Source organism: Levilactobacillus andaensis (assembly GCF_016861695.1).
GTDB lineage: Bacteria > Bacillota > Bacilli > Lactobacillales > Lactobacillaceae > Levilactobacillus > Levilactobacillus andaensis.
This window is the reverse complement of sequence record NZ_BOLP01000028.1, coordinates 1-14548: the sequence shown is the minus strand read 5'-3', so window position 1 is coordinate 14548 and position 14548 is coordinate 1. Positions and strand designations below refer to the sequence as shown.

General features: G+C 49.9%; 13 protein-coding genes. 7 read left to right on the top strand and 6 right to left on the bottom strand.

The annotated features are described in order from the left end of the window. Positions 1-139 precede the first annotated feature (139 nt). Positions 140-505 carry a winged helix-turn-helix transcriptional regulator gene (locus JUF10_RS13785; protein WP_203643366.1) on the bottom strand — a complete coding sequence of 122 codons (366 nt, stop codon included), beginning with the start codon at positions 503-505 and terminating at the stop codon, positions 140-142. A gap of 129 nt (positions 506-634) precedes the next feature. Between JUF10_RS13785 and JUF10_RS13780 the strand changes: the two genes are divergently transcribed. The 3 genes from JUF10_RS13780 (at position 635) to JUF10_RS13770 (ending at position 6762) form a co-directional block, all read left to right on the top strand. Then, positions 635-1846 (top strand): MFS transporter, encoded by a 1212-nt coding sequence (locus JUF10_RS13780; protein WP_203643363.1) that lies wholly within the window; start codon positions 635-637, stop codon positions 1844-1846. Positions 1847-2097: 251 nt separating this feature from the next. Continuing rightward, positions 2098-4242, top strand: coding sequence for a lectin-like domain-containing protein (locus tag JUF10_RS13775; RefSeq protein ID WP_203643360.1), 2145 nt, complete (start codon positions 2098-2100; stop codon positions 4240-4242). Between the two features lie 291 nt (positions 4243-4533). Then, positions 4534-6762: a lectin-like domain-containing protein gene (locus JUF10_RS13770; RefSeq protein WP_203643357.1), complete on the top strand. Its 2229-nt coding sequence runs from the start codon at positions 4534-4536 to the stop codon at positions 6760-6762. Between the two features lie 48 nt (positions 6763-6810). Here JUF10_RS13770 and JUF10_RS13765 read toward each other — a convergent pair whose 3' ends face one another. From JUF10_RS13765 to JUF10_RS13755, 3 genes are all read right to left on the bottom strand, one after another. Continuing rightward, positions 6811-7461 (bottom strand): TetR/AcrR family transcriptional regulator, encoded by a 651-nt coding sequence (locus tag JUF10_RS13765; RefSeq protein WP_203643354.1) that lies wholly within the window; start codon positions 7459-7461, stop codon positions 6811-6813. A 654-nt stretch (positions 7462-8115) separates the two neighbouring features. Beyond that, positions 8116-8385, bottom strand: a complete 270-nt coding sequence (locus tag JUF10_RS13760) for a hypothetical protein (protein ID WP_203643351.1) — start codon at positions 8383-8385, stop codon at positions 8116-8118. Positions 8386-8946: 561 nt separating this feature from the next. Next, on the bottom strand, positions 8947-9897 hold the full coding sequence (locus tag JUF10_RS13755) for an aldo/keto reductase (protein WP_203643349.1): 951 nt from the start codon (positions 9895-9897) through the stop codon (positions 8947-8949). A gap of 212 nt (positions 9898-10109) precedes the next feature. On the opposite strand from JUF10_RS13755, the gene JUF10_RS13750 reads away from it, so the two are divergent. The 4 genes from JUF10_RS13750 (at position 10110) to JUF10_RS13735 (ending at position 13734) form a co-directional block, all read left to right on the top strand. Further along, on the top strand, positions 10110-10871 hold the full coding sequence (locus JUF10_RS13750; RefSeq protein WP_203643340.1) for an ABC transporter ATP-binding protein: 762 nt from the start codon (positions 10110-10112) through the stop codon (positions 10869-10871). Positions 10872-10882: 11 nt separating this feature from the next. Then, complete coding sequence (locus JUF10_RS13745; protein ID WP_203643337.1) at positions 10883-12694, top strand: FtsX-like permease family protein; 1812 nt, start codon at positions 10883-10885, stop codon at positions 12692-12694. Positions 12695-12733: 39 nt separating this feature from the next. After that, positions 12734-13102: a GntR family transcriptional regulator gene (locus tag JUF10_RS13740; RefSeq protein WP_203643334.1), complete on the top strand. Its 369-nt coding sequence runs from the start codon at positions 12734-12736 to the stop codon at positions 13100-13102. Between the two features lie 227 nt (positions 13103-13329). Continuing rightward, a complete protein-coding gene (locus JUF10_RS13735) occupies positions 13330-13734 on the top strand; it encodes an iron-sulfur cluster biosynthesis family protein (protein WP_203643331.1) in 405 nt (134 codons plus the stop codon). A gap of 62 nt (positions 13735-13796) precedes the next feature. Here the strand turns inward: JUF10_RS13735 and JUF10_RS13730 are convergent, their stop codons facing one another. Further along, complete coding sequence (locus JUF10_RS13730; RefSeq protein WP_203643328.1) at positions 13797-14159, bottom strand: type II toxin-antitoxin system PemK/MazF family toxin; 363 nt, start codon at positions 14157-14159, stop codon at positions 13797-13799. Beyond that, positions 14152-14391, bottom strand: coding sequence for a type II toxin-antitoxin system PemI/MazE family antitoxin (gene mazE / locus JUF10_RS13725; RefSeq protein ID WP_203643320.1), 240 nt, complete (start codon positions 14389-14391; stop codon positions 14152-14154). Before mazE ends, JUF10_RS13730 begins: the two co-directional genes overlap by 8 nt. Positions 14392-14548 lie beyond the last annotated feature (157 nt).

Sequence of the window (14548 nt, the reverse complement as noted above, 5' to 3'; positions counted from 1 at the left end):
TACTAAACTCCAACCAATGAGAATCCCTTGACATCAGTATTTAGTCCTAGTGACTAACTTGTTCTTGTAATTTGCGATCAAAAAATTTATAATCAGCGTGAAATTGAGAAAATTAGTTCCGCCATTGCCCTGGAAGCCGTTAAATAACATCATCGCGGCTCATCAGGCTGATGTCTTCGCCCGCAGCCTGGCGCCGGTCGATATTGTCCTCACCCCAGAGACACAGCTCGTGGAGAATGCCGGACAGGGACTTGCCGTAATCCGTCAGCGAATAGTCAACGCGGGGTGGGACCTGCTTGTAGACGTGGCGGGACACAATGTTGGCGGCCTCCAACTCACGCAACTGTTGTGTTAACATTTTTTGTGAAATTTGCGGGATGGCCCGGGCCAGTTCCCCGGTACGCATAGTGTGGTGGCGTAGGTGGCAGAGAATAATGGATTTCCACTTGCCGCCGATGATTTCCATCGTGGCTTCAACGCCAATGTGATAAGTTTTAGCGGGCATCAAACCGTCTCCTGTCTAATTATTACTTTTTGGTGGGTAGCGCACTTTAAAGTGGCTTCTTGTTCCTGAGTTCCTAACCAGTATAATCATTACTTATCACGTTAGCAAACGAAAAACGAGGAGGTCATTATGACAAAATCACAATCCATTTCACCAACTTTTACACTACTCGCACTGGCCGTTAGTGCCTTTGCCATCGGCTCCACGGAATTCATTAGCGTCGGCCTGATTCCGTTACTGATCCAGAGCTTCCACGTCAGCATGGCCCAGGCCGGCCTGACGGTGTCGGTCTACGCCATGGGGATCATGGTCGGGGCGCCACTGATGACGTTACTGACCGGACAGATCAACCGGCACACGTTGATGATTATTATCATGTTACTATTTATTGCGGGTAACTTGGTTGCGGCCTTTGCGCCAACCTTTATTATTTTACTCGCCGGCCGGGTCGTGGCGGCGTTGGCTCACGGAATCTTTATGACCGTGGCGAGCGTGATTGCGGCGGACGTGGTGGCGCCTTCGAAACGGGCATCGGCCATCGCAGTGATGTTTACGGGACTGACGGTCGCCACGGTGACGGGTGTGCCGCTGGGAACCATGATCGGCCAGTTAGGCGGCTGGCGCTGGTCATTTATCTTCATTAGTTTGATTGGGGTTATTGGCCTAATTGCCGACTACATTCTAGTGCCGCGCAATCTGCCATTGCCTAGCAAGGCGACGGCCAGCGGCATCATTCGGGTCTTACGGAATCCGCAATTATTGCTAGCACTATTGGTCACGGCGCTGGGGTATGGCGGCACGTTCGTGGTCTACACCTACCTGTCACCCTTGCTGGAACAAAAGATGGGCTGGTCCGCGGGTGCTGTGGTTATCATTCTGGTCGTTTACGGTTTGATGGTGGCGGCAGGTAACACGGTCGGTGGCCGGTTGGCAAATGCCAAGCCATTAGCGGCTCTACTGAAAATGTTTACGGGCCTCTTCGCAACGCTATTGGTGTTGACGTTTACAGCCAATAGTCAGTGGCTGGGCCTGCTGACGGTACTAGTCATGGGGTTCTTTGCCTTCATGAACGTCCCCGGCTTGCAGCTATACATCGTGCAGTTGGCGGAAAAGGAGACGCCCAACGATATCACGATGGCGTCGGCATTGAATATCTCGGCATTCAACGTGGGTATCGCGCTGGGGTCTGAGATTGGTGGCCAAGTGACCAGCCAATTCGGTTTGGGCATGACGCCACTCTTTGGGGCGGCAATGGTCGCCGTCAGCATTGCGCTGACCTGGGGGCTGATTCAATTAGCTCGACCATCCCGGCGATTGATCCGTAAATTCAATCATGATTAGACGACTATAGTTGGTTTGGAAAATAGTTGTCAATGACCACCATTTAAAAATAATTTCACTTATAAAAAGTGACTTGAGCGGCGAGAGGACAAACTTCTCACCGTTTTTTGTGAATATAAGGAAAGTGCTTTTATAAGTGATTTAATATTTAAATAATTATAATTGGTAACTTTCACTAGCCTTGTTAAAATATCCTTGTATAATTTGTTCGTGTAAAGGTTATTGGGGAATTTATATGGGAGGCAGAAGCGGTGAAAAGGTGGTTAGTCGGACTAACGGTGTTGTTGGGATGGTTGGCAATTGCGGGGCCAATCAGTGGATATGCGGATGTGTTGCCTAAGGAAGATGACCGATTTCAGGCCATTGCCAAGGCGCCACAAGGTGTTCCTTTAGATAATCTGTTTCAATTGGGAGGATATGCAGCTTATACGCGTTTTATTGATTCCCCTTTGGTTCCAAACTCAATTGCACAAATTACGCGTAACAATTCTTCATTTGCAGATATCCAATCTGGAGCCATCTGGTCAAAAGATGGCATGACCAGGTCGAACAATAAGTTTGATTACTCTAAGGATGCAGAAATCTCCTTTTGGCTGTACTTTGGTGCCAAGCACGGTGACGCGGGAGATGGTATGGCGTTTGTTTTACAAAATAGTGAAAAAGGGCAGACGGCTACGGGACCTGCTGGAGAAAGTATGGGGGTTTGGAGCTCTGACCGAAACTCGATTGGTGGGAGTGTGGGGTATGATACCATCATGAACAGTTGGGCATTGGAGTTTGACACGCACGTCAACGATAATTCTGGTGGAGGAGCTTCTAATGCCTTTGACATAGGAAAGACAGTCAAGGATGGTCCACATATTGCGAGCGGATATCCGGGAGAAAAGAGTTCGTATAGAAAAATATCCACAGGGGCGAGTGAACTAATTCATACGCAGCCCAAACTCGCAGGTGATTTAGCCGATGGTAATTGGCATCATTTGAGCCTGACGTGGAAAGCTAACACCAAAGAAATGTCATACCGGTTTAATGATCGTAATCCAGATACGGGACAGCAGAATACTCTAAATGTTGTCTCGGATACGATTTCGATTGATACAAGTAAATTTAACTCTGACAACAATCAAGTTTTCTGGGGAATAACGGGATCAACGAACGCATATAAAAGTGAAAATAGTTTTGTAATAGTGGATTCAGCTGATACTTTGGGAACAGTTAAGTCTTCAGCTGATCTATTTGATGAAACCACAAAAAAGCCGATTGCTGAAGGAGATAATGTTTCGGCTGGGGACCACGTTTCTTACAAATATGCTTTTCATTATGATGTTAAGAGTAACCAGGATATTCAACCGCTAACTATGGATGTGCCATTACCAACGCCGCTTAAGTGGCAAAGTGGTGGTGTGAACTATCAAGATTTGGGAAAGCAAGATATTTTCTCCGATGATAACTTAGCTCAAGAAACGGTTCATACAACATGGTCGCAACCGTTGAATGGTGAGAATAAAACGGCTGTTGTAACGGTCACCGGAACTGTTCCGGAAGTGAAAACTAAGACAACGGTTGCTGGAGTGACGGCACGTTTCTACGGGCCCAACTATCAAACTAAACTGAACTTGCCCAGCTTTAATATTACGGGTCAACATACACTAAAATTGGTGGCGCAAGCAGCAAATACGACTGTAAAGCATAGTGAACCCGCAACCATCACGGGAACTCTAACCGATAACGACAAGCCAATCCCAACCGAAGACATGCAGGACTATCACCTCAACGCGGTATTGAATGGAAAGGCCACCACAGCAGGTAGTTTAGACAGTGCGGGTCATTTTAATTTCAATATTGCCCCTAAGGACCTCAAGGTGGGGGATAACCAACTAGTCTTGGTGGGTGCGGATAGCGTTGATGCCGCGGCTGATGATCGGAGTCACCGGTCGAACGCCGTTACGATCACCATTAAGCGGGAAGAGGGGGCACTGTATATCAGCGATGTCGCCGAAAATTCAACGTTTATCCCGACGCAGTTGACGGGGCGGCCACAGTGGATCTCTCGCCAGAACGATTGGCGGCTCAAGGTGATGGACGAACGGGGGGCTAATCGTAAGTGGACCTTGCAGGTTGCGCTCGGTACGCCCTTTCATCTTAAAGATGGCTCAAGCCTGATGACCGGGGATGTTGCCTTAAGGCACGGCCATGATCAAGATGACATTTTAAAGCATGCTGCCGTGAACGTGATGAGCAAGACGACCACCACGGAAGATGAAGAAACAGATGTTTTACCAAGTCATTGGAACGAAGTTGAGGGACTGGCATTGCATGTCAACGGTGGCGCCGTTGCCGGTGACTATGAAGGGACGTTTGACTGGCAATTGGTGGACGGTCCGCAAGCAGATTAACCTGACTAGGGCGCTGGAATGACCGGGAAATTAAAAATGGAATTTCGCCATCAGCGGGACGGTCTCCCCTGGTGACGTGGCCTAGACCGAATCAATTTTTAACGGCCAGGCTTCAATTTTTAAGAGCAACGACAAAGTAGGCACACACCTTATCACACAAGGCGTGCGTCTATTTTTTATGAATAATTTTATATTACGAACCGGCCCATTCCTGCGTTTTTACTGTTAAAACCCGTGCGCCTCTGTATAATTCAATTTCGATTAGAAAAAGGGGAGCGAGGGGGAAGCGGTATGAAATGGATTTTGGCGATGGTCGTCTGTCTGGGTGTGCTGGTTAGTGGCGAGCGCCGGGCAGATGCGATGAAGGAAGATAGCTTAACGGCAGCGCTGCGGACTGCGCCGAATGGGATTCCACTGACGGACCTCTACAAGTTGGATCAAGTCGTGAATTCATCGGCGAGCCGACAAGACGGTCCCCGGGTGGCCCAATCAGTCGCCCAACTGACCAGCGAAGAGAACACGGGGACGCAGGTCAGTGCCCTGTGGTCCAAGGCAAATGAAAATGGGTTAGCCGTGTCTAATCAGGTCAATTTAACTAAAGATGCGTTGTGGGGATTCTGGCTGTATTTTGGCGATAAGGGAGACGAGTCGAGTGAGGGGATGGCTTTTGTCCTCCAAAACTCGGAACGGAAAATGGTACCGATCCCCAAGACCACGGCCGGTCAGACTATCGGTGTCTGGGGTGGGGCGCCAGAGAATGGGGTGAACGTTAACCCCGCATCGGTCGCCCATCAAGGAATCAGTAGTAGTTGGGCGCTGGAATTTGACACGCACGTGAACAGTAGTAGCGGAAGTAATCTTAATGATTTTCTGGACTACTATGCCAGTGTGGGTCCGCACATTGCGAGCGGCTATCCCGGAAATTCGGTGAGTTATAAATTGGTGAATAAGCAGGGAAAGTCGCGCCCAACGTTGCGGCACAACCAAATGAAGTACATGAAAACGAGTCCGGCGGATGGGAATTGGCGGCACGTGACGATGCATTGGGAAGCGGAGACCAAGCATATGACGTATGCGTACAATGACCGGGATACGGCAACCAATTTGCCCATCAAACCAGAAGTTACCGATAAGCTGACGATCGATACAAGATTCTTGGTTCCGACCAAGAAGACGGAGAAGTTAGAGTCAGAAGACCAGCAAGCGGAAATTGATGTCACACGAGACAAAGGGGCAACCAGTGCCATCTGGGGAATCACCAGCTCGAGTACGTCGCAGGACCATCAACTGGTCGTTGTGGACCAAGATCCCCGCTGGCCGCAAATGCGCGTCAATTCTAAGGTGGAATTGATCGGTGATCGGGCCAGAGAGATTGCCGAAGGGGATGTCGTGGAACAGCTAACGGCCAAAGACGTGGTGCGGTTCAGCTCCCAAGTCGATTTTGCCAATGAAGGCCTATTGACCGGGGATTATGGGAACACGGGGGCCTTCACCGTTGAGTCGGGATTACCGCGGCCCTCAATTGTGAAAGGCATTACGATCAAGAACGGCGCCACAGCCATCTTTAATGTGACGGATCATTCGGATAGTGGGATAACCGGGGATCGCCACGTTCAAGTGCTGGACCGCAAGCGGGGGAAACGACTGCTCGCGACCGAGCGAGACGTCACCTTCACCGGTAGTAATCAGGACGTCACCGTTAAAACGCCGCCGACTTTGTTCTACGGCAGCAACTATTATATTTCCATTCCAACACCGACCTTTAAGGTGGGCAAGCTGGTCGACCTCAAGCTGATCCGTATCGGCGACGCGGCCCTCACGACGACGCATGATGATGTGGCGGTCAAGGGGCGACTGACGAACGGCAAGTTACCGATCGAAGCAATTGACCGGAACAACAGCCGGTTCGAGGCCACGGTGAACGGCAAGTCGTATCAACCGCGTGACCTGAACCTGGGCTGGACCTCGGCCCATGATTTAGGCGAATTCGGGATGGAAGTACCGGCACGACTGCTACAAGCGGGGAAAAATGAGGTCACGGTGCGGGTCAGGGACAAACAGAACCGGACCTCGAACGTCCTGCAGATTCCAATTGAAAAGAAGGCCGGCGAGTTGGCCTTTGCGGCGGTTCCAGCTGACTGTGGTTTTATGCCACTGACACTGACGGGCCGTGAAAAAATCGTGCAACGCGAACCCAGTTCAGACTGGCAACTAAGTGTGCAGGACGGTCGGGGCGCTGGTCGCAAGTGGCAGTTGCAGGTCAGCATGGGCAAGCCATTTCAGGATAAATCCGGTCGCCGCTTGGCCGGTAAGTCCATTTACGCACATGAAGGTACATCGTATGAGCTTAGCGATTCACCAACGACCGTGATGACGCATGAGACTAAGCGTGCTAATGAGGTCACCAATATTTCTAAGAACTGGACTAGCATGTCCGGGCCGCTGATGGTGGTCAGTAAGCATGCGGTCGCCGGGGAATATTCGGGTGAGATTCGCTGGCATTTGACGGATGCCCCATAAAATTTTACAGAAAAAAAGCGGGTCGGCTGACTGCCAGGCTCGCAATGACTAGGGCTGTAAAACTTTTTCTAGTTCGGTAACTAAATAACCCGCCTCGACGTCGTCATCCCAGTCGCGGTTAGGGAACAGGACGTACCGGTCGATGACGTACCCGACGATGACGGCAATGATGTAACGGAAAATCTCCGTGAACGGCCAGTCGATCATCAGGTGACGGTGTTGTAGATCGGCGATGGTGTCCTTAAACGCAGCGATGAGTTCTTCTCGGGCAGTTTCAATGAACTCCTGGCGTAGGGCCTCGTTGTACAGCAATTCGCTAAAGAAGACCTTGATGGCATCTTGATTTTCTTCGGCAAAGGCCATGCGGTTGCGGACAAAATAGTCCAAGAAATCATGCAGACTTTCCGTGGGGTGGTTCAACGTGTCGCGCTTGAACTCCGCCTCAACATCGGGAATGATCTGCTTGATCAGCGGCTCTAAGGCTGTCCGCAGAATGTTGGCTTTGGATTTAAAATGTTTAAACATGGTGCCCTCAGACTGGTGGGCGGCCACGGCAATTTGATGCGTGCTGGTGTTGGCATACCCCTGTTCGGCAAACAGGCGGATGCTGGCAATCAGCACGTCTTTTTGTTTCTGGGTTAACTCTTTATTCGCCTGGACGATGGCGGGAAACTCGTCCAGAATATTCTTCTTAGCCATGATCAAAACCACCTTCTGTAAAATATATTATGTTTGAATTGTGATTGGGCAACGTGGCAGGGTAGTCGCCTTACCGGCCGGCAGATTTGGGCTGGAATGGTGCGAACGCAACTTGAAGCCTCGAAGGTCACGAGTCTTCAAGCTTGGTTTTCTGCTAAGCCAGCGGGGAAATCACCCACTGACTAAGCAGAACGACGCGCCTGAGCCCATATCTGCCGACCTCTCGGCTTACATGGAAGTCCTAGGACGACATGAGTTTGATGTTTACAGATGGTTGGCCTCCTAACTGGAAGGATAGGAGGTTCTGAGCTCAAGTCATGTTGTGTTAGAAATCAGTCTAAGCCGGAGGAGGCCAGGGATGTAGCCAGCCGTGAAAATGGTGTTAACTGGCGGTCCATCAGCCAGTTTACAGCATGGGCGACTTTGAAGACGCGCGGTCTTGGCGTGGCTTCAAATCGAGTGAGAAGCCTGGTGATTCTCCAGGCTAAAGCGTCCCCACAGCAGGCGGAATGCCTGGCAGCCGCAGTGCGACTGGTTTAACCAATGTTTGGCGCATACCTCCATTTTACCAGTGACGGGGGTGATTACCAGACCAAAAAGCGGTGATGTCTGTGTCCGGGACATCACCGCTTTTTGATAGAGGTGGGATTATCGTTAGGCATGGTGAACGGCGCCTGCTTGACGGTATACGAGGTAGAACTGGACGATAGCCAATACCACATTGACCCAGTTAACGACGGTAAACCAAACGCTCAGGGCAGCGACAGCAGCCGCACCGTAGAATACCCAGAACCCAACGATGATTGCAACCACGTTAATCCAAGCAAACCATTTCAGCAACTCTCGATTGTCGGTAGCAACACAAGTCCAAATACCGTTAATGACCAACCAAATCGCTAGAATCCAAAAAGTAGTGGTAAACATGATTAAAATCCCCTTTCCATTTCTTCGAGCGAGTACTTACTCGCCCTTAAGAACACCTTTAGTTTACCACCAAATGGAAAAAGGGCAACCCCTTTTTTGAATTTTTTTGGCGGAAAAATTAGGTCATAAAAATCCCCTAAAATGGTCGTTGGTATGACGGCTATTTTAGGGGATTCACGTTTGATATTTAGATTGAGGTGTAAGTAACAACTGATTTAAAGCCAATCAAATTGGGACTCTGGTCAGATTGATTTCTTCACGACGGACGAGCTGCTGACTATAGAAACTGTCATCGGTCGAAATAGAATTCCAAAGACAATTTGGGAATACAATATTGGTTGCAGGAGAAAACAATCTAAGCCGGAGGAGGCCAGGGATGGAGCCTGCCGTGAAAATGGTGTTAACTGGCGGGCTATCAGCCAGTTTACACCATGGGCGACTTTGAAGACACGCGGTTCTGGCGTGGCTTCAAAGCGAGCGAGAAGCCCGCCTCTCAGGCTGAAGCGTCCCCACCGCTGGCGGAATCCCTGGCAGCCGCAGTGCGTCCCAGTTATAACTGATTTATGGCAAGTAGTTCCCAGCGGCAAAGTAGATGTTGTACCATTCCTGCTTCGTCAGGGTCACGTCGGCACCGGCCGCACTGTCCTTGATGTGAGCAGGGGTCATGGTTCCTAACAAGACTTGCACGTTAGCTGGGTGCCGCAGAATCCAAGCGGTCGCGATACCGTTCTTGGAGACGCCGTACTTGTCAGCCAATTTTTGCAATTCGGCGTTGAGTTCGGGGTACTTCGGATCATTGATGAACATCCCTTCAAACAAGCCGTATTGGAATGGTGACCACGCTTGAATCGTGACGTGCTTACGCCGGGAGAATTCCAATAACCCACCGTCGGTAACGGCTGGAGCATCGTCCATGTTGACGCGCAGGCCTTCCGTCACCATTTGGGCGTGGGCCGCACCGAATTGAAGTTGGTTGAACATCAGCTTCTGGTCAACGGCCTCTTGGACCAACTGGTATTGTTGGACGTTGAAATTAGAAACCCCGAAATGGCGGACTTTACCGGAGCGTTGCAGGGTGTTAAAGGCGTCCGCAATTTCTTCAGTTTCCATCAATGGGTCTGGTCGATGAAGGAGAAAGGCGTCCAAGTAGTCCAAGCCCATCCGTTCCAAAATACCATCGACAGAGTCCAGCAAGTGTTGCTTGGAGAAGTCGTAGCGTTGGCCAAAGACCAAACCGTCATGACTCCGGGCTGGGTCCAACACGATACCACCCTTGGATTGGATGTAGAAGTCATCGCGAGTGAGACCGGATTCTTTCAACGCATCCTTGAAGACTCTTTCGGATTGACCGTCGCCGTAAATGTCGGCGGAATCAATATAAGTAATACCAGCTTCGTGGGCGGCTTGGAGAGCCTTGGCTGCGTCCGCAACGGAAATCGTGGCCATCCGCATGATGCCTAAAGCGACGGCGGAAGCCTGCCAGTCGGTACCACCTAAGCGTAATTGCTTCATCAGAAAAACTCCTTCTTGATCGAATTTAACCGTGTGGCCGGAACAAAAAAGGCCAGCGGATTTATGAACTTACAAAAATAATTGTACACCGAATCCCTTTGAATTTCGCGTTTTGACCCTTCACTTTGAAAAAAGTGGTTGACAATTGATGACGAACCATTATAGTTAATTACACAAGTAACTAACCAATACACCAGCGGGGGGATTTTAAAATGACAACAGCAACGACGGTCGTGGATGTCCACGGCTTAGAAAAGACTTACGGTAAAGCTAACGAACGCCAGTACAAGGCACTTAAAGACATTAATTTTTCGGTGGCCGAGGGCGAATTTGTCGGCATTATGGGCGCTTCCGGTTCCGGAAAGACCACGCTACTAAACATGCTGTCCACGTTAGACACGCCAACTAAGGGCGATGTGATTGTAAATGGTCATGATGTAACCAAAATGCGGGGCAACCAGCTCGCCGATTTTCGGGCCCAAGAAGTCGGCTTTATTTTCCAAGACTTCAATCTGTTAGAGAGCCTGACGGCGGAAGAAAACATCGGGTTACCCTTAGCGTTGAAGGGGACGGCCTCAAAAATTATGGATCAAGCGATTCATGAGGTGGCGGAAACGCTGTCGATTGCCGACTTACTCCAAAAATACCCGGCCGAACTTTCCGGTGGGCAGAAACAACGGGTCGCAGCGGCGCGGGCCATCGTCCACCACCCATCGATCCTGATGGGGGACGAACCGACCGGGGCGCTGGATTCGACCAGTGCGCGGGAACTGCTCGACCTGTTGACGACCATCAACCAGAAGCAGGCAATGTCCGTGTTGCTGGTCACCCATGATCCATTTTCAGCTAGCTTCTGTCAACGCATCCTGTTCATCAAGGATGGTCAGATCGGTTCCGAACTCAAACGGGGAAGTCAGGACCGGGCTGCGTTTTATCAACAGATTCTGAATGAACTGGGCACGTTTAACGAGTAGGGGGGCAGACGATGTTAGGAAAATTAGCACTAGCCGGGATTAAAAACCGGCGTCGAGACTATTTAGTCTTGTTGGCAGGGCTGACCATGTCGGCCGCCATCTTCTATATGTTTGCCAACTTAGCCACCAACCGGGCCTTCATCAAGGCCAACGCGGTCGTTTCCCAAGCCAGCCTCATCTTCGGCTTCGGGGCGGTCCTACTGATCCTGATCACGGTGGTCTACATTATGTATGCCAACAGTTTTCTCCTCAGCATGCGCCAACACGACTATGGGCTCTTCATGATGTTGGGGGCTACTCGCAAGCGCGTCGGGGAATTGGTCTTCTTGGAAACGTTGATTCTGGGGACCATTGCCACGGCGATTGGAATTGTTTTGGGCCTGCTGATGAGTAAATTCTTGGTCGGGTTTCTGCTGAACATGTTAGGACTTCATTTGGCTCACCTGTCCGCGTTCTACGTTCCCGCCATCATTGCCACGGCCGTGTTATACGTGGGCCTGTTTATCTTAGCCTCGCTATTTAACCTGATCCGCCTGACCCGGACGACCGTGCTGAAATTATTACACAGCGACGAGCAGGCCAACCAGCCAAAGGTCAAGCCTTTCCGGCAACTGATTCAGGGGACGCTGGGGATCATCTTCCTGGCCATCGGTTACTGGGCATTGGCGGCCATCACGACGCTACAGATGACGGCGATTCCGCTGGCTTTGGTCACGATTACCTTGGGAACCTATTTATTGTTCCGGGCAACGATTCTGGTGATCATTCGGGGATTGCGTCGCACGGCTTGGGCCAAGAAGCATTTAAACGGGTTCCTGTTGGGCCAACTCAATTTCCGGGTCCACAATTACACGCGGATGCTGACAATCGTCTCGTTACTCTTTGCGATGGCTTTGGGGGCAATCACGGTCGGCTCCGGTTATCACCGGCAACTGCCAATGATGGCCAAGACGATTGGCACCTATACGATTGCGGTGCATGATAAGACACCGGCTGAGCAAAAGCTGATGGACCAACTGCACGTGGCCTACACCGCAACCTACACGCAAAAACGACAGGGCAAGGCCGTCTACTACAACGGTGATGAAATTGCCAAGCAACCTGTCGAGCAACAACGCTACAAGAAGTCTGGTCAACCGGAAGCCCACCTGTACACGCAGTCACTGAAGGACTTCAAGAAGTCGGGCACACAGGACATGGACTTCATGGCGTTGGCGTTAGGTAAAATTGGTGCTTACACACCGAAAATCTTATCGGCTGAGCAGTTCGCCAAACAAACCGGTAAAACGGTGACGGTCACCACGATTCGGGTGAAGGACCTGCAGCAGGATCTGAAGCCGCTGAAGCAGTTGAACAAGCTGGAAAACAAGCGATTTGCAGCGCCTGCCAGCATGACAGTCGGCAGTTACCAAGGCTATGAAATGATGAACGGGTTCTTTGGTGGCCTCGAGTTCATGGGTTACTTCTTGGGAATTGCCTTCCTGGCGATGCTCGCGTCCTGCCTGATGTTTAAGATTCTTTCCGGAGCGCCTGGCGACCAACGGCGGTACCGGATGCTCTACAAGGTGGGGGTCCGCCAAAACCTCATGCGTTGGGGGATCGCAAAAGAAATTGGGATTTTATTCTTAATTCCTGGTATTATGGGGGTAATCGACGTCTTGTTCGGTCTACAGATGTTTAAGCCCCTGATGGGAGCGCCAATGAGCCCTTACCTGGGGATTGGGAGCACTTTCCTGATTTTTATTGGTCTGTACGTCATTTACTATCTGATCACGCTGGCACTGTACTGGCGGATCGTTCTGCCTAAAACCACGACGGATTAGCCGACAAGACGAGTTCACAAAGAATGTGGGAAATGAAAAATGAAATTTAATTTCGATAGTCCGGAACCCATCTACCTGCAGGTGGCGGAACAGGTGGAAGAAGCCATCTTTACCGGCATTTATCAGGCCGGCGAGCAGGTGCCGTCCACGACAGAAATGTCTAAGGAATTTCATATCAACCCCGCGACCGTTCTGAAGGGCATCAACCGGCTCGTTGCGGCGGGCGTGATTGAGAAGCGCCGCGGCGTGGGGATGTTCGTCACCGCCACGGCCGAAACGACCATCAGGGAAAAACGCCGGGCACAGTTCTCGGAGCGCTTCGTTGACGGCTTCACGACCGAGGCCAAGAAACTCAACTTGTCTGAGGACGAGCTGATTGAGCTGGTCAAACACAGTTACGAACAGTGATTGCGGGTTGAACTTAAAAAGACTAGGAGCTGTTCTGCGGCTTGCTAGTCTTTTTTAATTGGCGACGTAGTGGGTCCCTTCGCCTTACCGGCCGCCAGATATGGGCTGGAGCGGTGCCTGAGCCCATAACCGGTGGAATCCCTGGTAAGCAAAATAGTTTACTTCACCTAATAATTGCGTTATAAATACTTGTGTACAATTGATTGGCAGGAAAGAGGGAAATCTTGATGAAAATTACAATTAAAGATGTCGCGAAGGCTTACCTAACGAAGAACCTCCAGCCCGACGCCACGGTTCTATTGACGCTGGACGATGGTTCTAATCGGTACTCAACGTTGGGTGGGAGCTGTGCCATCGGCGATAAGTTCCAGTTTGTTTCCCTAACGGCAGCGGATCCGGACTACACGATTCCCGTTGACAACGATGCCGGCTTGAATTTAATGACAAACGCGGATACCGAGCTGTACTTGGGCAATGGCCTGATCTTGGATCGGGTCTACAACCAGTTATCTTTGCGCGATGACACCGGTATTTTGGATAGCGCGGTGGGGTTGATTACCTATACTGCCGAAGAAAAATCAGACTTGGACTTAAAGAAAGAAATGCAAACGCTGGGCACACGAATCTGCTAAGTATTGCGGCTAAAAACTGGTCATCACGGGAATTTCTCGTGATGACCATTTTTTTTATTTTGCTAAAATGGAAAATTGAAGTTTAATGAAAAATATTGTGCGATTTTTAAAAATTCACGTTGGTTAAGATGGCCAATCTTCTTAATTTCACGAGAAACCGAATGACTATCTAGGCTGTAAACCTGTGCGGTGTTTACTTGACTACCGTGACGTAAGATGTTTTTTTGCACTGGTTCAACTAATGGAATTAGGAAAGGCCGGTGATGTGGTGTGGAGGTAATTGGACAAACGATTATAAAATTAGTACTTAAGTTGTATTCGTTACGACTCATCACGAGTGCGGGCCGACGCTTTTGAATTTCATGGCCAACGGATGGATCGAATGTGACGTAAACAATATCACGTTGCATGAGCAGTTCAGTCATCAGCTAGCTCTTTTCCTTGAGGTTGAAAGTTTCGTGAAATGTGATCGTCATCGATGTCATCGAACTCGCCGGGACGAACATTTTGGTAAATATCAGTGACTTTAGGAACAAGCAGGATGGAATCATCGGGATTTTTTGTAATATAGAATTCCTGTCCGGCTGAGATACCCAAGCTACTTGATAGGGTCACCATAACTGAGTTACCCTGCTTACGTGCTTTAACACTGTCCATCATAAATTCCTCCCTTGAGTAGTTACAGTTAGTTTAACTAGTAATTACTGTAATTACAAGTAAAACGACTTTTAAAAAACGGTTCTATGATATTTGGTGTTGATGGAGAAATCCATCGACACCATTTTTGCATAAAAAAAGAGGCATATCACCTCTG

Bases quoted from the DNA above. Each gene is read 5' to 3' on its own strand.
- JUF10_RS13735 (WP_203643331.1), top strand. From the start codon at position 13,330: ATGAAAATTACAATTAAAGATGTCGCGAAGGCTTACCTAACGAAGAAC.
- JUF10_RS13740 (WP_203643334.1), top strand. From the start codon at position 12,734: ATGAAATTTAATTTCGATAGTCCGGAACCCATCTACCTGCAGGTGGCG.
- JUF10_RS13730 (WP_203643328.1), bottom strand. From the start codon at position 14,159: ATGACTGAACTGCTCATGCAACGTGATATTGTTTACGTCACATTCGAT.
- JUF10_RS13765 (WP_203643354.1), bottom strand. From the start codon at position 7,461: ATGGCTAAGAAGAATATTCTGGACGAGTTTCCCGCCATCGTCCAGGCG.
- JUF10_RS13770 (WP_203643357.1), top strand. From the start codon at position 4,534: ATGAAATGGATTTTGGCGATGGTCGTCTGTCTGGGTGTGCTGGTTAGT.
- JUF10_RS13760 (WP_203643351.1), bottom strand. From the start codon at position 8,385: ATGTTTACCACTACTTTTTGGATTCTAGCGATTTGGTTGGTCATTAAC.
- JUF10_RS13780 (WP_203643363.1), top strand. From the start codon at position 635: ATGACAAAATCACAATCCATTTCACCAACTTTTACACTACTCGCACTG.
- JUF10_RS13785 (WP_203643366.1), bottom strand. From the start codon at position 505: ATGCCCGCTAAAACTTATCACATTGGCGTTGAAGCCACGATGGAAATC.
- JUF10_RS13750 (WP_203643340.1), top strand. From the start codon at position 10,110: ATGACAACAGCAACGACGGTCGTGGATGTCCACGGCTTAGAAAAGACT.
- mazE (WP_203643320.1), bottom strand. From the start codon at position 14,391: ATGGACAGTGTTAAAGCACGTAAGCAGGGTAACTCAGTTATGGTGACC.
- JUF10_RS13755 (WP_203643349.1), bottom strand. From the start codon at position 9,897: ATGAAGCAATTACGCTTAGGTGGTACCGACTGGCAGGCTTCCGCCGTC.
- JUF10_RS13745 (WP_203643337.1), top strand. From the start codon at position 10,883: ATGTTAGGAAAATTAGCACTAGCCGGGATTAAAAACCGGCGTCGAGAC.